The organism is Neobacillus sp. plas4 (assembly GCF_057221695.1).
In genome coordinates, this window is the sequence record NZ_CM170152.1 from 4071375 (window position 1) to 4096119 (window position 24745).

Consider the following 24745-nt stretch of genomic DNA (forward strand, 5'->3'; position numbering starts at 1 on the left):
TTATTTCCTCCCTATTTCTCGAATAATTTTTTTGATATCTGATTTTACTTGTTCGCAGCTATCATAGCCAGCTTCAATTTGTAAAAGCCTGTTTATGATATGTTTGGCTTGATAGGAAATATCCATTTCCTCTTCCCAGCTGCTTTCTTTCTGGTCTTGTGGGAACGAGTAGCTGGAATAAAGTAAAAACAACAAGAAATGACCAAGACCATAAAAGTCCGCTTGGCGATTGGCCTCTTTCCGTAGATTTCGCTTGGGCTTTTTATCGTTTTCTTGATCACATTTTCTCGTAAGTCCTAAATCAATTAGAAAAATCTTTGAACCACTCATAATCACATTGGGGATGCGAATATCTCTGTGAATAAGATGATGTTCATGTAAATAGTGAATAAGTTTAAGTAATTCATAGGCGATGCCAAAAGCTTCTTTTTCCGTATATTGTTGACCATCTTGAAAGATTAACTGTTCGAAGTTTTTCCCTTCTATATACTCCATCGTATAAAAGGGAATTCTTTTATATGTTCCATCCTCATAAAATTTTGGAAACTGAGGATGCTTTAACGATTTAAGTATGTTTATTTCAAGCTTAAATCCTTTTTTTCCAGACTTTTTGATTCTTTTATGGATACGTAATGCTTTTAAAACTTTCTGCTGCTGTGATACTCGATCCAATACTAAGTAACTATTTCCGTAGCTTCCAGAACCTAGATGGCTGATAATTTGATAGCGTTCGGCAATGATTTCATTTTGCAGAAATCGCCTTTCGATCAAGTTTGCAGCACCTAAAGTGATTCTTTTAAACATAAAGGTTAACTGCTAAAGAAGCTAGAAAAGCTGCCACTTTTATGTTTCTTTTTATAGTGGTTATGACCAAAGTGCTTATGTTTGTGGTGTTTCATTTTTTTCCAAGAATTACTTGAATGTGAATATTTTTGATGATGAAGTTTACTTCCTAGAATAGATTTTAATATCTTTTTAAGCATCCTCACTCCTCCTCATCTTTGCTATTCATAATACGGGAAAGAAAAAGTAAAGTTTCACCAAAAAATGAAATATGAAAAAAATATTCCCACAAACAAAAAGCGAGCAGATTCAATGCTCGTCTTTTGTTATTTCCTATTTAAAAGATGAATAAGGTAACATGATATTTTACCTATTCATCTTCTACTTCTTCGTCGATAATACTTTTCTCGATGAGATACTCGAAGGTAATGTCAGCAATTTCTTCCAACTCTTCTTCCGTAGGAACGTATCCTCTTTTCACTAGCTCATGAAAGAAAAATTCAGCAATCTCTTCCGTATCAATAAATACTTCAATTTCTCTCACAGCATCGCCCCCTTTTTAGAGAATGTATGATGAATTCTGCTCTTTCATGCTATTTACTTCTAGAAGAATCGGTAAATATTCTGCAACTTAAACATAGAGAGCAAAATAAAAGATAAATATGTCTTTTTTCCTTTGGACAAGCATAGGATGAATAAAAAGAACGATGATGAGGTGATTGTATGTCAAACCTACAAGCAAAATTTGAAGCTATTTTGGACGATGTGAATCAGGAGGATGGAAAAATCATCACTGCCTTTGAGAAAATCACAGACTGGCTATTCTTTCTAATAAAATGGGGTGGATTTCCTTTAGTGACTTATTTATTATGGACAGTATCAGGGTGGTAAAAGCTAGACATGGCTTTTGCCATCATCATTTACGACACTTTTCAATTTCCTTAGAATGACACGCATCACTTGGTAATACTCCTGATCGTGGAACATATTATATAAAATTTTGTAATCATTAAAAATATCTAATAAATGATCGATTAACTGTTTCTTTTCCTTTTTTCGTTCGATTTCTTCAAGTTCTGCTTTTCTAACGATGTTTTTTTGTGTCTTTGATATGGAAGCTTGCTGCTTCTCTTCATTATTAACTAAATAGAGGAGTCCTAATTTTTGAATAAACGTGTCCGCACTCTCGGCGTCAGCTACGAGAGTCATTTCCTCTTCACCAGCTTCTAGCCATTCCCCATCACTAATTCTCGAAAGTTCATAAATTACATCTTCCCACGCATCCTCTTTATAGCGCCAAATTTCTGTACGAAATCCGACAATCTTAAACAAATCTGCGCCGTAACCAGCGACCTGAACTAAATCCCCGAAAAAGAATTTATATTCAATATCTATTTGTTCCTGCTCCACCAAAGTACCTTCATATTCTGAAAGAAGCTGAAGTCCTGATTCAACAAAAAGACCATCACTTTTATTCACTTCATATACATAATTGCCGTCAATCAGCTTGACATCGGTTATTTTTCCAACTGTACCATACATCGTTATCACGACCGTATCACCGACCTTATACTTCGGTATATTCCTTCTTTTCATATCCTCCATCCTCTCAATGATGAGTCGTGAATTTTGATTACAATAGTATATGCACTCGCTTGCTGACCGCGCACAATAGGGAAAAAGAAAAATCGCCTCTTTTTAAAGAGACGATTTTAAAACTTATTCTTTAGCTTCCGAATGAATATAAAGCTCCCAGGCCTCATCAAATACAGTCATGGACTCAAGATAATGACCATTAAATTCTAGGTAGGAACTGACTTCATTGTATTCCTGTGATGTTTTTGGAAAGCTGTGGTCCAGATATGCATCATTGGCAAAGACACTAATTGCGTTCTCTGGTAATGGATGCCTGAATTTCATTAAAAAGTGATAAAAGGATTTACTCATAATAACGCCTTTCTCTCCATAGTAGGCTTTTCTAATTGATACTATAACGGATGTGAGATTCTACGTCTAGAGACTTAATTGAAAACCGGCCTTAAGAATGATTGGTATAAATTGCACAAAATTGATATAATTTTACCAAATATCTATAGAAATAGAGGTACCTACATTGGCAAAGAAAAAATTTCAATACTGGTTAATACAGATTCTTTTAATTTTAACCATCATTTGGGTCTCAACTAAAATTTCATTTTTATTTGAGCCAATCGGAATCTTTTTTTCAACCATTTTTTTCCCGATTCTGATTACAGGCTTTTTATATTTTTTACTTAACCCAATTGTTACCTTCCTTCAGCGTAGAAAAGTACCAAGACTATTATCAATTATTATTATTTACGTAGTCTTTTTCGCTCTTTGCGTATTTGCGATTGGAAATTTAGTACCCGCTATCACAAAACAATTTACCGCACTTGCAAACGAACTTCCCGTTTACGCCGATAAAACGATGGATTTCTTTGACTCGGTCGTCAAATCTTCTGAATTCAAATGGATTATGGACGAACAAAAGGATATTTTTGAGACAGTTCAGGAAAGACTGATTGAATTTGCGAATACTCTTCCTAACACGATTACCGGCGGCATAACAAACATTCTTGGTGTAATCACGAACATTGCCATTGTACTTGTAACCGTCCCATTTTTGTTATTTTATATGTTTAAAGATGGTCACAGGTTTCCAACCGCACTATCTAAATTTCTTCCGGCTCCTTATAGAGAAGAAGGTCTATCCATTTTAAAAGAAACAGGTGACACGCTTTCAGCTTATATTCAGGGCCAAGTTACCGTTGCCTTAGCAGTTGGAACGCTTGCCTTTATCGGCTACCTAATTATTGATTTACCATTTGCACTTGTTATGGCCCTGATTGTAGCCTTTACTAACATTATTCCTTATATCGGTCCAATTCTTGGGGGAGCCCCGGCCGTGATTGTAGCTTTATTTGATTCCCCTACCAAAGCCTTATTAGTTATCGTTGTTATTTTGATTGCGCAGCAGATCGAAGGAAATGTGTTATCACCGCTCATTCTTGGAAAAAGCTTGGATACACACCCAGCAACCATTATTATTATTTTACTTGCTGCCGGAAATCTGGCTGGGGTGCTTGGGATGGTACTGGCAATCCCTTTTTACGCAGTTATGAAAACCATTGTATTAAACTTAGTTAAATTTCTACGGGCTAGGAAAAACGCTGCAAGTCCTATTCAAACAGAATAACATCAAATAACCCCCTATCAGGTGATAGGGGTTATTTATTAAGAAGAAAAATCAAAATAATTTCTCTTCAACAACCTTGGAAGTGCCATTAACTCTTGATAGCGAATGCTTTTACCGATTTTCTTGGTATCCACTAAAAATAACTGATCTTCAATTTCCTTTGTTACTTCATCTGTTTGATATTCCATCTTACACGTTTCGCAAACAACTGCTGGTGTTTCTGTAATTTCAATCGCTCTCGTACCGTCTGGAAGTTCCCAATAAACAATATTTTCACTATTTTTGGCGTCATTTCCGCACCATTCACACACGATATCCATATACATCCCTCTATTCATCTGATGCCGAGTTTACATCTTTATCGTTTTTACCCGCTGTTGGTTTATTTTGCTGTGCCTGAAATTTCTTTTCCTTCAGTTCATCCCGCTTGCTGCGTTTATCCTTTAACGAAGAATGATTAGGATTCTGATTGTATTCTTTACGGCGATTTAATCTAGTTAATCCCTCTGGTACTAAATTGAAGTGCTGGTCATTCATGATACCTGAAATGCCAATATTGGAGCGTTTCTCCTCCATATCTGGATAAACCTTTTTAAAGTACCCTTCTGCTGTACCAGGCTTATAATTCTCGGGTTCCGGATAAGAAGTAATCACCCCTTCAAAGTTGCGAAGGACAACCTTTTCAGCACTTTGGGAAATTAAATAATTCGGCTGAAGAGAAATTTTCCCGCCACCGCCTGGGCCATCTAAAACAAATGTAGGAACGGCATAGCCGCTTGTATGACCGCGCAATCCTTCAATAATTTCAAGACCTTTGGAAACAGGTGCCCGAAAATGACCAATTCCTTCAGAAAGATCACATTGATAAATATAGTATGGTCGAACCCTGATTTTCACGAGGTCATGCATAAGCTTTTTCATAATCGGCACACTGTCGTTAATGCCGGCAAGAATGACCGTTTGGTTCCCGACAGGAACACCGGAATTAGCCAGCATTTCACAAGCCTTTTTTGACTCCTCGGTAATCTCAATCGAGGTATTAAAATGAGTATTCAACCAGATCGGATGGTATTTTTTTAAGATATTACAGAGGTTTTCGGTAATTCTTTGTGGAAATACGACAGGTGCCCTAGTTCCAATTCGAATAATTTCAACATGATCGATCTCACGGAGATTCTTCAAAATATATTCTAGGATTGTATCATTAATAAGCAGTCCATCACCGCCAGAAATTAATACATCTCGAACCTGTGGGGTTTGACGGATATAATCAATGGCTGCATCCAGCTGTTTTTTGGGTACTCCCATGCCAATTTGTCCAGAGAAACGCCTTCTCGTACAGTACCGGCAATACATGGAACATTGATTTGTTACTAGGAACAGAACCCGGTCTGGATAACGGTGGGTTAATCCAGGTACGGGCGAATCTTCATCCTCATACAACGGGTCTTCAAGATCATATTTGGTTTTATGAATTTCTTTTGAAATCGGCACAGACTGCATCCGAATAGGACAGCGCGGGTCATCAGGGTTCATTAATGAAGCATAATACGGTGTTATATTTAAGGGAATGGTTTTTGTTGAAATTCGTACCCCTTCTTCTTCATCCGGAGTTAAATGAATCACCTTTTTTAAATCATCCAATGTACGAATGGTATTTGTTAGCTGCCATAGCCAATCATTCCACTGCTCTTCACTTACATCTTTCCACAGCTCTATATCCTTCCAATGCCGATCCGGCTTATATAATGTCTGTTTCATTGTAATTCCTCCTTACCTTGCTTTACTTAGATAGTATGCAAGAATCATGCCAATAGGTAAGGTTAGGTGTTTTTTAAAAAGTAATTAAAAAAAAGCCGATATTTCGGCGGCTATTCCCTAATCTTTTTAAGTTTATATTGCAGGGTTTGTCTGGGAATCTCCAACAGCTTGGCCGCTTGATTGATGTTTCCCTTTGCCAAATCCAATGCCCGGTCAATCAATTGAACCTCAAGCTCCTCAACATTTTTTCTTAATGAAAGATTGTTCTCAACATGATCTTTGGCAACTGCCTGTTGTTTCATCATAATTGGCAGGTCTTTCATTTGAAGTACATCTTCTTCACATACATTCATCATGTACTCAATCGTATGTTTTAGTTCACGGACATTTCCAGGCCATGAATGACTCCTAAAAAAGCTTTCCACATGCTGATGTATTCCTTTTATACCTTTTTGTAATTTCTTATTAAAAAACTGAATAAAATAATGGGTCAAAAATAAAATATCCTCTTTTCGTTCTCGAATCGGCAGAAGGGAGAAGGTAAACACATTTAGGCGATAGTACAAATCGGAGCGAAGCTTTTGATTTTGAAGCGCATGAGCAGGATGGACATTCATGGCAGCAATGACGCGGACATCAACAGAAATGTTCTGTACACTTCCCACTCTTCGTACCATTCCATCCTCTAATACACGTAGCAGCTTTGCCTGTAACTCAATTGGCATTGTATGAAGTTCATCAAGAAACAAAGTCCCGCTATCTGCAAGCTCGAATAATCCTTTTCTTTCGACAGCTCCCGTATAGCTTCCTTTGGCTGTACCAAAAAGGATACTTTCTAGCAGTGTTTCGGGAATCGCTGCACAGTTCTGCGCAATAAAAGGTCCATTCGTACGATAAGAGGCATGATGAATTCCTTGGACAAACAATTCCTTTCCGGTCCCGCTTTCTCCGTATACTAGGATGGGAGAATCTGATTTTGCCAGCTTACCAGCCTCTTCTTTCATGGCTATAAAAACCGGATTTATACTCTTTAGGTCATGAAGTGTATAGGATATGTTTTTTGACGTTTTTTTCTTGTTGTTTTTATTTACACTTTTTTGTAAATCCAATAAACTTTCAGCTAATTGCTTCATTCTAGAGTAGTCTTTGGCGATCTCTACAGCACCAATGATCTCTTTATCCAAAAATATAGGAAGAGTGGTATTAATGGTATCAATTTGTTTTCCATGGATATTTACATAGACCTGTGTCTGATTATAAATGGGTTTGCCTGTTTTGATCACCCGAAGCAAGGTACTTGAATTCTCCGTTAGAGAAGGAAAGGCATCCAAAAGGTGTTTCCCTTGTACTTCCCTGACATCCATTCCATCATGCCTTGCAGCTACTTCATTATAAAAAATTGTTTTACCTTCTGTATTCACCACATGGATTCCCTCATCAATAGTTTTCAAAATGGCTGACAGAACTTCTTGGGTGAGCGCATTTAATTGGACCATCTCTAACTTCACCTCTCTCCCTATATGCCGAAAATCCGGCACCTTAAGCCGAAAAATCAGCAGTTCGCCAGATTCTTTACCCACATATTCATATTTTCAAGCTTGTCATAAATATAGCAATTATTCATTAATCGACCGCGATACTTATAACCGAGCTGGAACAGTACCGCATTCATTCCAAAGGATAAACTTCGAGCTATGGAATACGAACAATAAACACCTTTCCGTTTCAGTTCCTCCTCAAGTTCAATGAGAATTATCTTCATCAAACCATATTTCCGGTGTTCCTTTAATGTGGCACAATCGGTTAATTCTGCATTTTTATAAAATGAATTCACTTCGGCTGAAGCCGCGCTGACAATCTTCCCCTGGTAAAAGAAAACATAATAAATTGTCCCTTCTTCCATTGTCTTTTTTACATATTCTGGGTCATGTAACGGCGTCGGGTAGATTTGAAAGACTTGGCGATACAAGTCTGCAAGCTCCTCCGCGCAGTTTACAGTTGCTTTTTTTAATTCATAACCCTTTGATGGAGAGGGTTTATCAATGGGTGGATCTAATTGATAAATACTTTGAATCATATGATCCTCGGTAATCCAATGTTCATTTTTCTTCCGCTCCAACGTATAAAACTTTGAAAAAAAATGGGCATCAGAACCAAGAAAATAGCGGTCAACCACCGCTTCTGGCTGAAGTCCTCTTTCATATAGAGAGAATGTATCTTCTATACGGGCTTTCATGATTAACTTTTCTGACTGGTGCTCGCGTGCCAGCTCTTCTGCCTTTTCGAGTGCTAAATTTGTATTGCCGCGGTAATCATCAATACGGATTCTTTTATTAAAAGGATCCAGATACACTTCTAGATAAAAATTGGCTTCCTTTATATAGATGGTGGAGGCAGTTTGGTTCATCCTTGTCGCTCCAATCCTATTCATAATTAGGTAAGTCAGATTACTATGTTGGTAATTTGGTAATTTCATAGTTCATGAGGACCGTTTTTGGTGCTTTCATGTGGTTTCGGGCTTCATGAACCTTTCATGAGGACCGTATTCCCAATTCTCATGCGTTTTCGGGCTTCATGAACCTTTCATGAGGACTGTATTCCCAATCTCATGCGTTTTCGGGCTTCATGAACCTTTCATGAGGACTGTATTCCCAATCTCATGCGTTTCCGGGCTTTATGAACCTTTCACGAGGACCGTCTCTCCAATTTCATTTGTTTTCGGGCTTCATGAACCTTTCATGAGGACCGTATTCCCAATCTCATGCGTTTTCGGGCTTTATGAACCCATTTAGCAAAAATGTCCGACTGGATATTCAGCCAGACATTTTCTTCTACTCTGTTTTAAAGCTAATAAGCTTTAATTCTGTCATTTCTTCAACAGCGTATTTAATGCCTTCTCGGCCCATACCGCTCATTTTCACTCCCCCATATGGCATTTGATCCACACGGAATGTAGGGATTTCATTAATCATGACCCCGCCTACTTCTAATTTCTTGGCTGCTTGTAGAGCTTTATGAATATCATTCGTAAAGATTCCAGCTTGTAAACCATATTTTGAATCATTCACCAGGTCGATGGCCTCGCTAAAATCACGGAAGGAATTAATATGCACCACAGGGGCGAACACCTCTTCACAGCTGACCTTCTCCTTTAATGGTACATTCACTAAAACCGTTGGCTGGAAGATTCCTTCTTCAGCGTTGCCTCCCAGTCTCAAATCGGCCCCATTGTTTATGGCTTCATCTACCCATTGCTTTGTTCGCTCCACGTCACCCCGTGTGATCATGGCAGAAATATCCGTATCTTCTTCAAGCGGATTCCCTGCTTTCAACTTTCTGGTTTCGCTAACGAATTGCTCAGTAAACTCATCAATGATACTTTCATGGACAAAAATTCTTTGGATCGAAATACAAACCTGCCCCTGATAGGCAAATGCACCGTTGACGATTCGAGGAATCACTTTATTCAGTTGAACCCCCTCATCGACAACAACTGCCGAATTCGATCCCAGCTCAAGTGTCACCCGCTTCAAGCCAGAGTGTTCACGTATATAACGCCCCACCTCAGGACTTCCTGTAAAGGTGATCATTTTTATTCGATCGTCTTTCATTAGAACTTCCCCAATTTTACTTCCACTTCCCGTAACAATATTTAATGCCCCCGCCGGTAAACCTGCAGTGTGAAAATACTCAGCTATCCGATACGCCGATAATGGGGTTTGACTGGCTGGTTTCAGCACCACACTATTCCCTGCAGCAATAGCTGGCCCTACCTTATGAGCTACTAGGTTCATAGGAAAATTGAATGGGGTGATCGCTGCGATTACACCTAATGGTTCCCGAACTGTAAAGGCAAGACTGCCCTGACCCCCTGGGGCTGCATCCATTGGAACGGTTTCACCATGAATTCTTCTCGCTTCATGTGCTGCAAAGGTATACGTCATGATCGTTCGATTTACTTCTGCCCGCGCTGCCTTCAGCGGCTTTGCTGCTTCCATAGCTATTAATCTCGCGCACTCATCAAGGTCATCTCTAAGAAATCGTGCCACTTTTTCTAATATTTCCGCACGCTCAAAAGCAGGCATTTCCGCCATCATAGTTTTAGCCTGATGTGCAGCACTTATTGCTAAACGTACATCCTCTTGGCTGGCACTTCCAATCTTCGCAAGCAGTACCAAATTATAAGGATTTTTTAACTCATTATAAGAAGCAGCACTTCGATATTCGCCGCCGATCCACAAATCTTTTTTCATCTCCGTCCCTCCATGGTCCATGATTATATATTATACCAAAAAATACCATCGGAGGTTTTCTTATTCACTGACACCGCACCATTTCAGCAAGGTTAACGCAATGATTTTGCTAGCTGCAAACATATCCTCCAAACGGATGTGCTCATCTGCATCATGTGCTGCAGCTGTAATTCCCGGCCCAAAAACAACGACAGGTATATTTCCAACGTTCGATAGAATTCCTCCATCGGTCCCCCATGGACTTGCCTCAATCACGGGTTCTTCTCCCTTTACCTCTACAAAACTCTCAGAAAGTGTCTTCATTAATGGGTGATCAACTTCTAGGTTACCAGGAAGCCATCTTCCCCCAAACCATTCAATTTCAAGTGGATTCTCCTGAAACCATTCATCCTGTTCATTCAAATCATTCAAAACGGCAGCCATTTCCGCTTGGGCAGAGAAAATCGTTTCTTCAGGAGAAACACCCATTCTTCCTTCTATCACGGCCAAATCCGGTACAGAGGACGGCCACTCTCCACTTTGGATTTTTCCTATATTTATTGGAATAGGAATAGGTATTTTATTAAAAAGAGGATCGGTAATTTTTATATTTCGATTTTTCTCTAATAGTTGAAGTTTTTGTATCACCAGGACTGCTTTTTCGATAGCACTAACTCCTTCGTATCTGGTACCGCCATGCGCAGCCCTGCCCTTCACACGAACTCTAAACCACATTGACCCCTGCTGTTTGGGGAAAATTTTCATTCCCGTTGGTTCCGGAATGATGGCACCGTCAGCGCGATAGCCTCTCAGAACACCGGCAAGTGTGCCGGCCCCGCCGCTCTCCTCTTCAATTACACTTTGAAAAATTACATCACCTTTTAGCTTTGTTCCTGTCGCAATTATCGCCTCGATCGCCATGATGAGCGAAGCCGTTCCGCCCTTCATATCAGTGCTGCCACGTCCGTATAGCTTCCCACACTCAATATGCCCGCTAAAAGGATCGTGTGTCCAATTCTTCTCATCACCGACCGGAACCACATCAATATGCCCATTTAAGATGATAGATTTACCCCCACCGGTTCCTTTTAAAACGGCAACAACATTCGGATTACCCTCAAAGCTCTCCCGATCACAGCAGAACGCCTCATGCTGCTCTAGCTCATTTCTATTAATTTCCCAAATATCAAGCGTCAGTCCTATCTGACGGCATTTTTCAATAATAACAGCCTGTGCACTACTCTCATTCCCTCTTATACTATTTTCTTGAACAAGTATTTGTAAAAACCTCGTACCTCTAGCACGATTGTCCTTAAGCCATTGTTTGATGGACTCCTCATGGTTACTCAACCTTTTCACTCCCTCTTTTGAAGAATGGGTGAGATTAATAGATGATCTTTCGGACAGTATCACTTATGGTAAACTTACATTCTGTCTTGTTCACTACCTCTTGCAGATTATATGGTTCAAACAACTCTGTCAGCAGTAATCCTTCAGGGGTAATCTTGAATACAGCTAACTCGGTTATGATCATATCAACACAAGCTGTAGAAGTCAGCGGTAATGTGCAGGACGTGACAATTTTCGGATTTCCGGCTTTATCACAATGATTCATCAACACAATCACCTTTCTTGCTTTTTGTGCCAACTCCATCGCACCGCCCATACCAGGAACTTTTTTTCCTGGAACAATCCAATTAGCTAAATCCCCATGCTGACTTACCTGCAGGGACCCCAATATCGTGATATCGACTCTTCCACGGCGGATCATCCCAAAAGAAATGGCACTATCACAGTAAGAACCACCTTTGTTCAAGGTAACAGGAAAACCTCCAGCATTACATAAATTTTCATCTTCCTTCCCTTTCTGGGGGCTTGGTCCCATACCGGTAATTCCATTTTCAGCATGGAACAAAACCATCATATCCTTTGGCAAATGGTTCGGGACTAAGGAAGGGATACCTATACCAAGGTTAACCACCATTCCATTGTGAATTTCTTCTGCTGCCCTTCTCGCTATGGTGTTGCGAAAATCTACTCCCAAGCCCATTTCCAATTCACTCCCTTCGAAGGGATAATATGATCGACGAACACTCCTGGGGTAATAATTTCTTCTGGGTTGAGGCTGCCCAGCGGAACGATTTCCTCCACTTCGGCAATCGTGATCTCTCCTGCCATCGCCACAAGTGGATTCGTATTACGTGCACTTTTGTCAAAGATTAGATTTCCATAGGGGTCTGCCTTTTTCGCATAAACAATTGAAATATCTGCGGTTAATGCTGTTTCAATTAGGTAGTCCTTTCCATTGAGGAGGAAATGAGGCTTATTCTTGGATACGAATTCATTATCCATTCCAATATCTGTTAGGATGGCAGGAAGACCGACCCCGCCAGCTCGAATTCTTTCTGCTAATACCCCCTGTGGTGAAAACTCCACCTCAAGTTTTCCTTCATGAATAAGTCTGCCAGCAATGGGATTTGAACCAATATGGGAAGCAATAACCTTATCTGCCCTTTCCTGACTAACGAGCCTACCTATGCCGATATGAGGAAATCCGGTATCATTCCCAATAAGTGTTAGATTTTTCACCCCTTTTTCGAGGATTCCCTCAATAAGGGTTGGCGGGGTTCCAACTCCGCCAAACCCCCCAAACATTAATGTCATTCCGTTATAAAAGAGTTCTAAAACCTTGTTTAAAGTTGTTATTTTTCCAAATGGATTTTCCATCTCAACACCACCCATCAAACGTCGGATTTTAAATGCTTTGAAAAAGCTTCAAACGTATCTGTTAAAAGTGTAATTAGTTCTTTTATTTCATCCGTTGTAATGGTTAATGGCGGCGAAATAATAATGGCATCACCATTCACACCATCAATCCCTGCGCCCGCAGGATAAACAAGCAGCCCTTTTTCTTTTGCTAATGCAATGATTTTTTGGGTAACCATTGCTTTTCTAGAAAAAGGAGTTTTGGTCACAGTGTCCTCGACAAATTCAATTCCAAGCAATAAGCCTTTTCCGCGAATATCTCCGATAAAGGAAAATTGATTTTTTAATGCGTTCAGCAGATTTTTGAGGAGGTCTCCTTTGGATTCTACCTCACCGATAATCTTATTTTTCTCCAAGTATTCTAGTACAGCTAGGGAAACAGCACAGGATTGCGGATTTGCACTTAAGGTGTGCCCGCTCATAACCACTTTTGTTCCCGCTAGTATTGGCGCTATAACCCTCTCACTTGCAAGTGCAGCTGCAATTGGAGCATAACCGGCCCCCATTCCTTTCCCTAAAGCAACAATATCAGGGATAACTCCCCACTGTTCCATTGCTAATACAGAACCAGTACGCCCAAAACCAGTCATAACCTCATCTGCAATAAAAAGGATGTCGTGTTCTTCACAGATTTTTTTAATAGCCTTAAAATAATCTTTCGGAGCTGCAATTGCCCCGCCTGCTGCACCAATTACAGGTTCTGCAATAAAAGCGGCGATATGGTCAGCACCTATCCGTTTGATTGCCAGTTCTAACTCCTGAGCACAAAGAAGACCGCAGGAAGAGGACTCAAGACCATAGGGGCAGCGGTAACAATAAGGGGGATTGATGACTGGGAAATCCTCAAGCAGCGGAACAAAACGGGCCCTTCTTCCGGTATGGCCGGAGAGTGATAGTGCTCCCAATGTAATTCCATGATAGCTGACCCACCTGGAAAGAACTTTCGTTTTCGTTTGGATCCCTTTTTCCTGCCAATATTGAATCGCCATTTTCATTGCTGTTTCTACCGCTTCCGAACCACTGTTAACAAAGAAGCACCAATTCAAGTCCCCAGGAGTTATTTCTGCAATTTTCTTTGCCAGCTTTTCAGCGCTTTCACTTGTAAATTGCGAGCGGTACACAAAGGAAACTTTCTTTGCCTGTTCTTGCATCGCGTCGATAATTTCAGATACACCGTGCCCTATATTAGCGGTTACAGCCCCTGAGGCGCCGTCAAGATATTTCTTGCCTTCACTATCATACAAATAAACACCTTTGCCATGGTGAATCACTGGCAAGGTTTCATCGAGTAAAGGTTTGATTAGATACGTGCGTTCCAACCTGACACCACTTCCCCTTTTAGTTCATTGTATGAGTTAGGTTTTTAATACTTTCATCTTTTTAAACTAAAAAGCGGAAGCACCTTGTTCAGCCCCGACAAGCGCTGGAGGGCCTGTGGATGAAGTCATGCTTTTCGACTTCATCTGCAGGACCGAAGCGACCTCGAGGGGCTAGGTGCCGGAGCTGGATTATATAAGAAAAAACAGATGCGCTTTTGCACATCTGTTTTAGTGATTTAGTACCAATTCATTTTCTAAATGACTGTTCGTTCGTTCAAGCTCATCACAAATGTCAGCATCATAGGGATGGTATTCCTTCCCTTTTTCAAGGACATCTTTTGCTTCAAGATATCTGCCCTGTCTATTAAACAAACGGCCTAACTGTAAATGGACACTTTGTTCGAAAGGATTTTCCTTTAAAATCTTCATCATCATATCTTCCGCTATCGTCGTTTCTCCCATTTCACCATGAATATAGGCAACCAAATAAGAAAGGTGCGTGTCCTCAGGATCACTGTTTAATGGCCGTTCAAATAGTTGAAGTGCTGAAATGTAATCCTCCTTGTTCAGGTAAATCATTCCCAGCTGATAGGCAATTCGATCGTCCCAATGACTTTTTAATACTTTTTGCAGAATTTTAATTGCGTCCTCAACCAGTTCAAAATTCTCATAAAATCGTGCAAAATGGCTTACTGCTGAAAAATTATCTCCATTAAATTTAATAGCTCTCTCATAAAGCTCAATGATGGAGCCAAACAAGTTTATTTGCTTGGTCCGATTTTTTAACTTACGGACAAAACGACCAAATACATTTCCTTCTTCTTCATCCTCCCAGCTCATTTCCATAATATACTGCCTACTTGCCTCGGCTGCTAATAAATACCTTGTACTCCTATCCTTATTTTTTTCATCTAGTTTTGAGAGAAAAACGGGCAGTCTTGACCATTTACTGGATGCAGCGGTATAAGCGATCAGTGTTCTGTAAATCTCTTCATTCTCAGGGTCCTTACTTAAAAGCAATGTAAGGATGGAGGCAGCCTTTTCCCACTTTTTTGTTTTAATATTAATCTTTGCCTGATGGTGAAGCAGCTCTAAAAAATCAGGGCTAAGATTGAGTGCGGCAGTTACCTTTTCCTGTTCTTTGTCGATTTCCCCTAGTGCACCATGTACATATCCTTGTGCGTCCAGTCTCCAAACCTCATTAAGCTCTTTCGGCATAGATTGAAGCTGTATAAGTAATTGACGATTTCGATCTTCATCCAAAATCATCGTCAAATATTCTATATTTACGCTAAGAGGTGAAAAGTCCAGCAGACTGAGGAGATATTCTCCTTCTTCCTCAAAATCCCCTTTAGCCGCTGCTATTTCTGCTAGCCGCAAATAGGCAGATTCGAAGCTGGAATCCAATGATAAACAATTTTTATATGCTTCAGAAGCGAGCTCACTTGCTCCGTTTTTTACGTACACTTCCCCCATTCGATAATAGGGAAAAGCATCTTCTCTAACCTCTATAGCAGCTTTATAACAATTGAGTGCAAGTGAATAGTGCTGTCTAACCTCATGCAAGGTTCCCTGATAGCATTTGTAATCAATCAAACTAGGAAACTTAGTAAACTGCTGCTCTAGAAAATTTATCGCACGACTTACAAAAGGTGTCTCTTCCACTATTTTTACATATAGATCTAATGCTTCATGAAGATTAGAATGAATACAGCATATACCTCTCTCAATTAACTCTAAGGATTCTTCCAGAGCCCAGTCCGCCATTATCCGCCCGCCATTAATCAGAAATTCACTATCCTCTTTAAATCTGTCAGAATGGGTTTTAATAAATTGAATAGCCTTTTCTTTACTTTCCTTACTCCCAATGATTTCAGCCAGCCCGATATAGGCAAACACTTCCTCTGGAAATAAATTTATACTTTCTTGATAACTTTCAATAGCCTTATCGATTTCCTCATGTTCACGGTAGAAATCTCCCAGCCGAACCAAAAGCAAAGCAGAAGAAGCCGCATTTAAACCTGATTGTAATATTCCCTTCGCTTTTTCTGGATCTCCAACCTCATATTCATAAAGATCAGCGGCTGCAAGAACAGCATGAGCTAAATGGTTTTCTAGCTTTACCGCCATTAAAAATCCGCGCAGCGCCTTTCTTATTTTTCCAAGTTTCTGGTCAAGACGTGCACGTTCATACCAAGCATGTCCATCAGTCGGTAAATCACGAATAAGTTGATCATATATCTTCCGTGCACCCACATACTCGTGCTTCTCAATTAACACCGCGGCATGATTAATACGGACAAATCTTTCTTTCGGAGCAAGCTCCATGCTAATAGAAGAAAAATAATCTGCTCTCTTTACATCACCAGAGTAAAGGTATGCGAGAGCGAGATAACTCCATGTATAGTATTGATCGGGATCAAGCTGCAAAGAATTTCTAAAAGAATGAATCGCGGCCTTCATATCGTCAAAGTAAAGCGAAATTCTACCATTGAGAAAATGATAGAGTGGGCTGAACGTTTTCATTGAGGTTTGTTTTAACTGCTCTCTTGCCTTTTCCATCCTATGTAGACGCACGTATGCCTGGACTGCGTGCAGATTCATAAAGTCATTTTGGGGATATAACACCAATAGCTTATCTGCACATTGAACAATGAAATCACTATATTCCTCAAAGGAGAAATGCTTAACAATATAAATAAGAGAATAAGGAACATCGATGTTAGCCTTTAAGAATTCTAGAAAAGTCTCTTTATATGCCTCTTCGTCCTCTTCCATTTTCTCCCCTAACGCATGCAGCCTGCGAAAATACTCATCTTCTTCCTTTGATAAAAAAGAGAGTTCATGGGCTCGATCATTTGGAACAAAGACGATGGACATATAACTTGTTGAAACATTTGCCTTTTCTAGATCACTGGCTGTCATATACATCGGTTCTAACAAGTTAGGCTCCTGTATGTGATAAAAGTCGAACCTGCTATCATACCCTGTCATGACTTGAACATGGGAAGAATTCTCAAAATCAACACTTAAAAGAATGGGAATATTCTTTTTCAACAATTCTTGATATATTTCCTTATTTCCAATAAAGTATCGGCATTCATAACCGTTTTCTTCCAGATACGCAACAGTGGTCGACAGCTTTGAACCTGTAAAATTGAATATATGATGAGCAATCTCATCCTGGTTGATGTCCTGACCATAAAAAGTCAAGATCATTTCTAAGCTTGCAGGAACACAATAATTACTTTTTTGAATAATAGGTTTTATCGGCAGCTTACTTAATTCACCCTGTTCATTCTTTAGAGTAAAAAGAGTGTTCACTCCTTTTTCTTCCTGGGAAAGGCGGGAAAAATCCATTAAATTGTAGTAAGCGATTTTGGTTAAGTAACGGAAGTATTTTCGATACAAATGCTCTGGAATTTTTTCATTCAATTTTTGGATTATTTCAAGCATTTCTGTCATGTTGCCAAGGTCATGGCAGCGTTTTACTTTTTCCAGCAGGAAGGCCGGCGTTTCAGGGTAGATCTTCTCTCCCTCCTTAATAAGCTCTAATGCCTCCATTATTTGTCCATTTGAAGCTTTTAAATCAGACAATAGTAAATAACAGATTCTACCTTTTTCCGGATGATCCAACCCTTGTTGAAAATATTCCTCCGCTTTCCTTCTGTTTCCAATCTGCATGAATACATAGCCCATTTTGTCGGGCAGCGGGAGGGCAGCCTCTTTTACTGTTTCAAGCAGCTTCTCTGCTTCGTTAAATCTATTCATTTCTAGCAGACAACGAATCTTACAAAAATAAAGACGCTCAATCTCCACAGGATGGAATCTATCATCTTGATTCTCCTTGATTGTTTTTGAAATGAGGTCGTCTGCTTCTAATATCTTCCCGTTGTCAAGAAGTTCCTCACAGTACCAAGTAATAGTTTGTATAGAAGGAAAACGGCGATAAGCATAGCGAGCAATAAAAGAGCTATATTGGTACATCAAAAAATGATCAGTCAAACGAATCAATACTTGAAATTCTTCAACAGAATGAATTTTGTTTAGCTCCTGCTTCAATTCTGAAAATCGCATTGTTTTAAAAAGATTTATTTCATTCCTCACAAGTTCTAAAGCCTGATAAAACTTTTTCTGGTCATATAATGATTTCAGCATTTCAATATCCATAGTCTCCCACCTCTCGTTGGCTTCCTTCGTCCTGATATGCTTAGCATATAGAAAAATGGCAGAAAATTCTAGTAGGAAAACATCTTTTACTTTTATACACCGTTCATATAAAATTACAGGTAGATTTACATAAGGGAAGGATCAAATGAACATAAAAAATAGGTCTCTATTAAAAAAGAAAGAATTATCAACGATTCAATTAATCGTTATTTTTTACTTATCCGCACTCATCGTCTCTACCCTGCTGCTGAAAATACCTTTAGCACATCGCGAAGGTGCTGCGATTAGCTTTATCGATGCCTTATTTACTTCAGCAAGTGCTATAAGTGTAACAGGTCTAAGTGTAATCTCCTTAAGAGATACATTTAGTAATTTCGGAATTTTTCTCTTGTGTATTATTCTCCAATTAGGAGGCTTAGGTGTAATGTCCCTCAGCACCTTCGTTTGGGTGATGATTGGGAAAAAGGTTGGATTAAAAGAACGGCAGTTGATCATGGTCGACCAAAACCAATCTAACTTAGCAGGATTGGTACAGCTGGCAAAACGGATATTTATTATTATTGTTTCATTTGAAATCATTGGCGGGATTATTTTAGGATTACGCTTTTTAAATTATTTCGAAAGTCCCTTTGCAGCATTTAAGCATGGATTTTTCGGCTCAATTAGTGCCACGACGAATGCCGGATTTGATATTACAGGGAATTCATTAATTCCCTTTAGTGATGATTACTTCGTTCAAACTGTGATTATATTTTTGATGATCATTGGGGCAATCGGCTTTCCTGTTATTGTCGAGGTATATGAATTCTTCTTGAGTCTAAAGGTTAAAAAAAGGTACCATTTCACTTTATTTACGAAATTAACGACAGCTACCTTTGTTATTTTAACGGTTGTAGGAGGCCTGGTTATTTATTTACTCGACAGCCATTATTTTTTTGCCGGAAAATCTTGGCACCAATCCTTATTTTACTCGGTATTCAATTCCGTCACAACCAAAAGTGCAGGTTTAGCGACCATGGATTTAAATGAATTCACACCGAGCAATCAGCTTTTTATGTCTGTGTTAATGTTTATTGGCGGTTCCCCTAGCAGCGCCAGCGGCGGAATCCGGACCACAACCTTCGCAATTGTTTTATTGGCGATTTTCTATTATGCACGCGGGAAAGGCTCTATAAAAATATTTAGAAGAGAACTGCATCATGAGGATGTTATCAAATCATTTATAGTGGTTTCTACAGCTGCGATACTCTGTTTAGTCTCCATCTTAATTCTTTCCATTACAGAGAACGGAACCGTCATTCAGGTTATTTTTGAAGTTTCTTCTGCATTTGGAACCAATGGATTATCGATGGGATTAACCCCCGAATTAACCACATTTGGAAAAATACTAATTATCCTTTTGATGTTTATCGGAAGAGTAGGGATTGTTACGTGTTTATTGATATTAAGAGGCAAAGATCCAAGCCAGGAAAAGATTCATTTTCCTAAGGAGAAAGTGACGATAGGGTAAAGAGCAGAAGAATGATATGCCCCGTAAATGTTAGATACTCTACTAATTTACGGGGCATATCAGAATTCCCTGCTTTTTTTCATGTGTAAATTGTTATGTTAGTGGACAATCCTTTTCCAGAAATGGCTGCTTGTGCTCCCATCGGAATAGTGGCTATAGGTTGAACATGTCCAAAATTAACATTGGCTATTACCGGAATATTCCTTAGTTCCTGTTTCGTTTTGATAATCATTCTTAATGCTGCTTCCGTTACGTTGGATGCATTTTGAAACCTGCCAATGAGAATCCCTTTGATTCCCGGAGCATCAGGTAACTGCAATAGCGACTGAAGGACGCGGTCAAAGGAATGAATATGTGCTTCATCGTCTTCTTCAATAAATAGAATGGAATCCTTAAGTGAAGGCATGTACTCTGTTCCCTGCAAAAGGTGCAACGTGCTTAAATTGCCGCCAATCAGTTTTCCTTCTGCTTCACCTTCATTAATGACCATATAGTTTTCCTGTTCAACAAAGGTTCGTTCCTCTTGGTCCAAATACCACTTATCATCACTCCAAACAGCTGAAGGATCCACTTCATATGGTGCGTCATTCGTAACCGCTTCTAAAAAAGATTGAAGCGTGTAATCTATGCCATGTTTAACACCGAACGTTGAAAAAAAAGGCCCCGAATACGTGATCAACCCCGTTTTTTTGTAAATGGCAGCGCTCAATGCTGTTATGTCGCTATATCCACAGAAGACCTTCGGATTTGATCTGATTAGTTCATAATCTATATGGTTTAATAATTGGTTCGCATGATAGCCGCCGAGCGCTGTTAAAATCCCTTTTACAGCGCGATTTCTGAATGCCTCATGTAGATCTTCCAGTCTTTGTTCAATCGATGTGGTGAAAAATTCATCATGATCTTCAACATTTTTTCCAAAGGTTACTTTGAATCCTAACTGGCTTAAACGCTCTGTCGCTAATTCCACCTGCTTCCCTTTGACAAGTGCCATACTCGTCGATGGCGCAATCACCCTAATTTCATCCCCAGGGGACAATCTATTTGGCATCATGATATATGTATCCTCCTTTTTAGATAGTTTATCAAATTGGAAGGAGGTATTTGTAGCGTTCCGTGCGCATCGCAGATAAATTTCATTTATCGCAGATATATTTGGATTTACGCAGATATAATCGGTTTACCGCAGATATATCGATATTTACGCAGATATCCTTCTTTATTCGAAAGTTACCATTTATGCGAAGACACAAAATAGACAATATCCGATAATTTTTTATAGTATTCGACAGGAAAATCAATAATTCCACCGAACTATTTTACTTGCAGAAAGGAATGATGAGATTGATAGGAAAATTACGGTCCATTCCGTTAAAAATATTAATATTAAGAGCTTTATTAAGACGACTTCCCAAGAACCATTCAAAACGAACGCAAATTGCAGAGGAACTTTCGGGGAGAGAAGCCGGTTACCAAAGTGAAGTATACCTTGATACCCAAATTCAACAACTCCTTGGCAGCAAATACATTATTTTTCACGATTTGAATTTCTCTGAAGGCAAATCCACCTATCAAATTGATAATCTTCTTATTTCTCCACAATTAGCACTTATTATCGAAGTCAAGAACATGACTGGAGTATTAACCTTCGATTCTGAAAACGACCAGTTTTATCAAACAGTTGGTGAAAAAATAAAGGGATATCAGGATCCGGTTTCTCAGGTCCAAAGACATCAATCCTACATAAAGAAGCTATTAAAGGAAAATAATTTCCCACCCGTCCCTGTTGATTATCTTATTGTTATCAATAATCAAAATGCAGTTCTTACATTTAAAGGAACGCCTTCCGAAGTAAGAAATCGCGTTTGTAAATCCCACAGTTTCGACAGAAGACTACCTCAAATTGAGAATAACTACACAGAGCAATTCCTCACCGAAAAAGACCTCCGAAAACTTAGCAGGCTACTTTTGAAAAAGAACACCCCACCAACAAATTACATTTTGGAAAAATATGATATTAAGCTAAGCGAAATATCGATAGGTGTACTTTGTCCTGAGTGTTACCACCACCTGCCAATGCTCCGTAAGAGGAAGCAATGGTATTGTTCTTCTTGTAAAAACTTCTCGAAAGACGCTCATATTCTAACTTTACAGGATTACTTTTTACTGTTTAACACGAAAATTACAAATCAGCAGTTTCGAAGTTTTGCTAAATTGAGTTCAGCAGACACCGCTGGTAGAATCTTGCGTTCTATGAATCTGATTAGTACGGGGACTAACAAAGGTCGATATTACCATCCTGAAAAAATCCCATGGTGATGCTGTTACGCTGATATAATTTGGTTATCGCAGATATATTTGGTTTTACGCAGAAATATCTGATTTATCGCAGATATATCCGATTAATGGCAGATATCTGCTTTCACTCCAAAAAACAAACCCGCTAATTTAGCGGGTTGAGGCCATTACAACTTCTTTTTTTCCTTCTGTTGATGTTTTCCGAATGATGTCTCTTGCAATCCAGACGCCGCATGCACTTGCTTGGGCAAGACCGCGGGTAATGCCTGCTCCGTCTCCGCCAACATACAAGCCGCTGATTTCTGATTCAAAGCGGTCATTGAGTTTTGGCCGGGCAGAGTAGAACTTCGCTTCGACTCCGTAGAACAAGGTATGTTCAGAAGCTATCCCCGGCGTTACTTGATTCAATGCTTCTGTCATTTCAATTAAACTCTTTTGGGTGTTATATGGAAGTACTAACCCTAGGTCACCAGGAACCGCCTCTTTCAATGTCGGTTCGATGAAACCTTCTTTAATCCTTTTTTCTGTCGAACGACGCCCTTTTAAAATATCACCGTACTTTTGGACAATTAAGCCGCCATTTGAAAGGGAGTTGGCAAGGCGTGATACTTCGTGTGCATATTCAGTCGGCTTATCAAAAGGCTCTGAGAATGTATGCGATACTAATAAGGCAAAGTTCGTATTCGGGCTGCCTAGCTTCGGATCCTTGTAAGCATGTCCATTCGCAAGCATGATACCTGAATGATTTTCAACCACAACATGTCCTGAAGGATTGCTGCAAAACGTCCGTACTCTGGTTCCAACGGATGTATTAAAGACAAATTTACCTTCATACAAATGTTCATTGATTTCCTGCATTACGATGTCGGATGTCTCCACACGAACACCGATATCGACTTGATTGCTTGTCATCTTCAGGCGGCGTGAATTCAAGATTTCAGTCAGCCATTTCGAACCATCACGGCCTGGTGTAATAACAACCTTATCAGCATATAAATCTTTGTTCCCTTTTAGCTTAATCCCCTTCACAACATGACCATCCGGTGCTTTTTCGGTAATCAAATCTTGAACTTCTGTTTTAAAAGACATTTCAACTTTATCATTTAAGTATTCAAAGATACTTTTCATTATTTTTAAGTTTTGCTCTGTTCCGAGATGTCGAACCTGAGCACGCAATAATTTTAATCCCGCTGCAAAGCCCCGGCGTTCAATATCTTTAACCTCATCTGTCAGCGGATCTGTAATGGTATCTGTTGCACCATGAGATAAATTAATTTCATCAACATATTTAATCAAATCGATGACTTGAGAATCTGACAGATAATCGGTCATCCAGCCGCCAAATTCATTCGTTATATTAAACTTACCATCTGAATAGGCACCTGCTCCACCGAAACCAGCAGTGATTGAACAAGCAGGTAAACATCCTGCATACTCTTTCCTGCCCGCTGCTGGAGGGCATTTTTCAATTTTATTATCTAAAATCGGACAATTTCTCCGATAAATATCATGTCCCTTATCTACTAATAGCACCTTTGCATTCGGCATTTTTAGCGTAAGTTCATAGCAGGTAAAAATCCCTGCTGGCCCTGCACCCACTACGATAACATCATATCTATTTTCCATTGTCCAAACCTCCAAGACGTATGTATTTACTGAACCATTGGTAAATATATCAAAAAACATTCTTTCAGTCAACAATAAAAACGAACTATATTTAAATTCAACAAAACATCGTTCGTGTTTTACGCTTTTTCAGAAAATAATAAAAAAGACTCAGGCTTTTCACCTGAATCTTTTTGTTTAGCAATAGCTAGCACCAATGATGATCAATAGGATAAATAACACTACGATTAATACGAATGTGCCATGCCCCCATCCGCAGCCACCTACTACTGGTGCTGCATAACCAAAGCCACATCCACCAACTGCTGGTGCTGCATAACCCATGCCACAGCCATCATACCCATAACCATACATACCTATTCACTCCTCTGAGTTTTTGTCAGTTAACACTCTTAATTTATGTAATAGGTACTTGACCCGTCTGTGCATTCGCCTATATTATGAGAATCAATGATAAAAATCTGTAGGTGATAGTTTGAAAACTTTATTGAAAAGCTTTGTTAACGGTATTTTGACGATTGTTCCCATTATTCTTGTGATTTTTGTAATTTACAAAACTTTTTTGTTTCTTGATGGTTTGCTCGGAAACACATTAAGACCTTATTTACAGGAAGATTACATTCCTGGAATAGGTTTGCTCACAACGATTGTATTAATTACTCTCTTGGGATGGATGTCTACAAAATTTATTACAGGGAGCATTATTAGACTGATTGACAAATGGCTAGAGAAAATTCCTGTTGTAAAAACCATTTATTCGGTGATAAAAGATACCGTCCAATCATTTTTGGGAGAGAAAAAGTCTTTTTCAAAAGTGGCTTTAGTCGTTATTCCAGGAACACAGATGAGAAGTATGGGGTTTATTACTTCCGAACAGTTGGAGGATTTTTACAGCCCTCTGAAGGATCATGTAGCCGTCTATGTGCCGCAAACCTTTCAAGTAGCTGGATTTACCTTTTTAATTCCAAAGGAACAAGTTGAAATTATTGATGTTAAGCCAGAGGACGCCATGAAATTTATCCTTTCTGGCGGAATGACCTCTACTTCCAAAGCAAAAGGATAA

At 39.3% G+C, this 24745-nt stretch carries 22 protein-coding genes; 5 read left to right on the forward strand and 17 right to left on the reverse strand.

The features are described 5' to 3' along the window. Together AC2TFD_RS20420 and AC2TFD_RS20425 are read right to left on the reverse strand one after the other, a co-directional pair. Window positions 1-804 (reverse strand): serine/threonine protein kinase, encoded by an 804-nt coding sequence (locus AC2TFD_RS20420; protein WP_484673845.1) that lies wholly within the window; start codon window positions 802-804, stop codon window positions 1-3. 349 nt (window positions 805-1153) lie between these two features. Continuing rightward, window positions 1154-1327: a YozD family protein gene (locus AC2TFD_RS20425; protein ID WP_081954691.1), complete on the reverse strand. Its 174-nt coding sequence runs from the start codon at window positions 1325-1327 to the stop codon at window positions 1154-1156. A gap of 179 nt (window positions 1328-1506) precedes the next feature. On the opposite strand from AC2TFD_RS20425, the gene AC2TFD_RS20430 reads away from it, so the two are divergent. Next, complete coding sequence (locus AC2TFD_RS20430; protein ID WP_335515387.1) at window positions 1507-1674, forward strand: hypothetical protein; 168 nt, start codon at window positions 1507-1509, stop codon at window positions 1672-1674. A gap of 3 nt (window positions 1675-1677) precedes the next feature. On the opposite strand, the gene AC2TFD_RS20435 is transcribed toward AC2TFD_RS20430, so the two are convergent. After that, on the reverse strand, window positions 1678-2388 hold the full coding sequence (locus AC2TFD_RS20435; RefSeq protein WP_335515382.1) for a hypothetical protein: 711 nt from the start codon (window positions 2386-2388) through the stop codon (window positions 1678-1680). 114 nt (window positions 2389-2502) lie between these two features. Further along, a complete protein-coding gene (locus AC2TFD_RS20440; protein ID WP_335515380.1) occupies window positions 2503-2730 on the reverse strand; it encodes a YozE family protein in 228 nt (75 codons plus the stop codon). Window positions 2731-2896: 166 nt separating this feature from the next. Here AC2TFD_RS20440 and AC2TFD_RS20445 point away from each other — a divergent pair, with 166 nt between their 5' ends. After that, window positions 2897-4000: an AI-2E family transporter gene (locus AC2TFD_RS20445; protein ID WP_335515377.1), complete on the forward strand. Its 1104-nt coding sequence runs from the start codon at window positions 2897-2899 to the stop codon at window positions 3998-4000. Window positions 4001-4038: 38 nt separating this feature from the next. Here the strand turns inward: AC2TFD_RS20445 and AC2TFD_RS20450 are convergent, their stop codons facing one another. The 10 genes from AC2TFD_RS20450 to AC2TFD_RS20495 form a co-directional block, all read right to left on the reverse strand. Then, window positions 4039-4320, reverse strand: coding sequence for a YokU family protein (locus AC2TFD_RS20450; protein ID WP_335515374.1), 282 nt, complete (start codon window positions 4318-4320; stop codon window positions 4039-4041). Window positions 4321-4330: 10 nt separating this feature from the next. Next, entirely contained in the window at window positions 4331-5761 is a 1431-nt protein-coding gene (gene kamA / locus AC2TFD_RS20455) for a lysine 2,3-aminomutase (RefSeq protein ID WP_484673846.1), read from the reverse strand. 110 nt (window positions 5762-5871) lie between these two features. Beyond that, window positions 5872-7257: a sigma-54 interaction domain-containing protein gene (locus AC2TFD_RS20460; protein ID WP_335567194.1), complete on the reverse strand. Its 1386-nt coding sequence runs from the start codon at window positions 7255-7257 to the stop codon at window positions 5872-5874. A gap of 56 nt (window positions 7258-7313) precedes the next feature. Next, window positions 7314-8168: a putative beta-lysine N-acetyltransferase gene (gene ablB, locus AC2TFD_RS20465; protein ID WP_335567195.1), complete on the reverse strand. Its 855-nt coding sequence runs from the start codon at window positions 8166-8168 to the stop codon at window positions 7314-7316. A 424-nt stretch (window positions 8169-8592) separates the two neighbouring features. After that, on the reverse strand, window positions 8593-10014 hold the full coding sequence (locus AC2TFD_RS20470; RefSeq protein WP_484673847.1) for an aldehyde dehydrogenase family protein: 1422 nt from the start codon (window positions 10012-10014) through the stop codon (window positions 8593-8595). 60 nt (window positions 10015-10074) lie between these two features. Further along, a complete protein-coding gene (locus AC2TFD_RS20475) occupies window positions 10075-11343 on the reverse strand; it encodes a peptidase (protein ID WP_484673848.1) in 1269 nt (422 codons plus the stop codon). 34 nt (window positions 11344-11377) lie between these two features. Then, window positions 11378-12043 carry a 3-oxoacid CoA-transferase subunit B gene (locus AC2TFD_RS20480; RefSeq protein ID WP_484673849.1) on the reverse strand — a complete coding sequence of 222 codons (666 nt, stop codon included), beginning with the start codon at window positions 12041-12043 and terminating at the stop codon, window positions 11378-11380. Then, window positions 12028-12720, reverse strand: coding sequence for a CoA transferase subunit A (locus AC2TFD_RS20485; protein ID WP_484673850.1), 693 nt, complete (start codon window positions 12718-12720; stop codon window positions 12028-12030). The genes AC2TFD_RS20480 and AC2TFD_RS20485 overlap by 16 nt, the downstream gene beginning before the upstream one ends. Before the next feature lie 14 nt (window positions 12721-12734). Continuing rightward, entirely contained in the window at window positions 12735-14078 is a 1344-nt protein-coding gene (locus AC2TFD_RS20490) for an aspartate aminotransferase family protein (protein ID WP_484673851.1), read from the reverse strand. A gap of 228 nt (window positions 14079-14306) precedes the next feature. Then, entirely contained in the window at window positions 14307-18248 is a 3942-nt protein-coding gene (locus AC2TFD_RS20495; protein WP_484673852.1) for a tetratricopeptide repeat protein, read from the reverse strand. Between the two features lie 145 nt (window positions 18249-18393). On the opposite strand from AC2TFD_RS20495, the gene AC2TFD_RS20500 reads away from it, so the two are divergent. After that, a complete protein-coding gene (locus AC2TFD_RS20500) occupies window positions 18394-19758 on the forward strand; it encodes a TrkH family potassium uptake protein (protein WP_484673853.1) in 1365 nt (454 codons plus the stop codon). Window positions 19759-19837: 79 nt separating this feature from the next. On the opposite strand, the gene AC2TFD_RS20505 is transcribed toward AC2TFD_RS20500, so the two are convergent. After that, window positions 19838-20812 (reverse strand): S66 family peptidase, encoded by a 975-nt coding sequence (locus tag AC2TFD_RS20505; protein WP_484673854.1) that lies wholly within the window; start codon window positions 20810-20812, stop codon window positions 19838-19840. Window positions 20813-21102: 290 nt separating this feature from the next. Here AC2TFD_RS20505 and AC2TFD_RS20510 point away from each other — a divergent pair, with 290 nt between their 5' ends. Further along, window positions 21103-22077 (forward strand): nuclease-related domain-containing protein, encoded by a 975-nt coding sequence (locus AC2TFD_RS20510; protein WP_484673855.1) that lies wholly within the window; start codon window positions 21103-21105, stop codon window positions 22075-22077. Between the two features lie 129 nt (window positions 22078-22206). Here the strand turns inward: AC2TFD_RS20510 and AC2TFD_RS20515 are convergent, their stop codons facing one another. Continuing rightward, window positions 22207-23682, reverse strand: coding sequence for an NAD(P)/FAD-dependent oxidoreductase (locus tag AC2TFD_RS20515; protein WP_484673856.1), 1476 nt, complete (start codon window positions 23680-23682; stop codon window positions 22207-22209). Between the two features lie 177 nt (window positions 23683-23859). Then, on the reverse strand, window positions 23860-24036 hold the full coding sequence (locus AC2TFD_RS20520; RefSeq protein WP_335567204.1) for a YjcZ family sporulation protein: 177 nt from the start codon (window positions 24034-24036) through the stop codon (window positions 23860-23862). 121 nt (window positions 24037-24157) lie between these two features. Between AC2TFD_RS20520 and AC2TFD_RS20525 the strand changes: the two genes are divergently transcribed. After that, window positions 24158-24745 (forward strand): DUF502 domain-containing protein, encoded by a 588-nt coding sequence (locus AC2TFD_RS20525; RefSeq protein ID WP_484673857.1) that lies wholly within the window; start codon window positions 24158-24160, stop codon window positions 24743-24745.

Coding starts and splice junctions, on each gene's coding strand:
- ablB (WP_335567195.1), bottom strand. CDS start 8,168: ATGAACCAAACTGCCTCCACCATCTATATAAAGGAAGCCAATTTTTAT.
- AC2TFD_RS20450 (WP_335515374.1), bottom strand. CDS start 4,320: ATGGATATCGTGTGTGAATGGTGCGGAAATGACGCCAAAAATAGTGAA.
- AC2TFD_RS20495 (WP_484673852.1), bottom strand. CDS start 18,248: ATGGATATTGAAATGCTGAAATCATTATATGACCAGAAAAAGTTTTAT.
- AC2TFD_RS20485 (WP_484673850.1), bottom strand. CDS start 12,720: ATGGAAAATCCATTTGGAAAAATAACAACTTTAAACAAGGTTTTAGAA.
- kamA (WP_484673846.1), bottom strand. CDS start 5,761: ATGAAACAGACATTATATAAGCCGGATCGGCATTGGAAGGATATAGAG.
- AC2TFD_RS20470 (WP_484673847.1), bottom strand. CDS start 10,014: ATGAAAAAAGATTTGTGGATCGGCGGCGAATATCGAAGTGCTGCTTCT.
- AC2TFD_RS20435 (WP_335515382.1), bottom strand. CDS start 2,388: ATGGAGGATATGAAAAGAAGGAATATACCGAAGTATAAGGTCGGTGAT.
- AC2TFD_RS20460 (WP_335567194.1), bottom strand. CDS start 7,257: ATGGTCCAATTAAATGCGCTCACCCAAGAAGTTCTGTCAGCCATTTTG.
- AC2TFD_RS20420 (WP_484673845.1), bottom strand. CDS start 804: ATGTTTAAAAGAATCACTTTAGGTGCTGCAAACTTGATCGAAAGGCGA.
- AC2TFD_RS20505 (WP_484673854.1), bottom strand. CDS start 20,812: ATGATGCCAAATAGATTGTCCCCTGGGGATGAAATTAGGGTGATTGCG.
- AC2TFD_RS20500 (WP_484673853.1), top strand. CDS start 18,394: ATGAACATAAAAAATAGGTCTCTATTAAAAAAGAAAGAATTATCAACG.
- AC2TFD_RS20515 (WP_484673856.1), bottom strand. CDS start 23,682: ATGGAAAATAGATATGATGTTATCGTAGTGGGTGCAGGGCCAGCAGGG.
- AC2TFD_RS20520 (WP_335567204.1), bottom strand. CDS start 24,036: ATGTATGGTTATGGGTATGATGGCTGTGGCATGGGTTATGCAGCACCA.
- AC2TFD_RS20480 (WP_484673849.1), bottom strand. CDS start 12,043: ATGGGCTTGGGAGTAGATTTTCGCAACACCATAGCGAGAAGGGCAGCA.
- AC2TFD_RS20430 (WP_335515387.1), top strand. CDS start 1,507: ATGTCAAACCTACAAGCAAAATTTGAAGCTATTTTGGACGATGTGAAT.
- AC2TFD_RS20440 (WP_335515380.1), bottom strand. CDS start 2,730: ATGAGTAAATCCTTTTATCACTTTTTAATGAAATTCAGGCATCCATTA.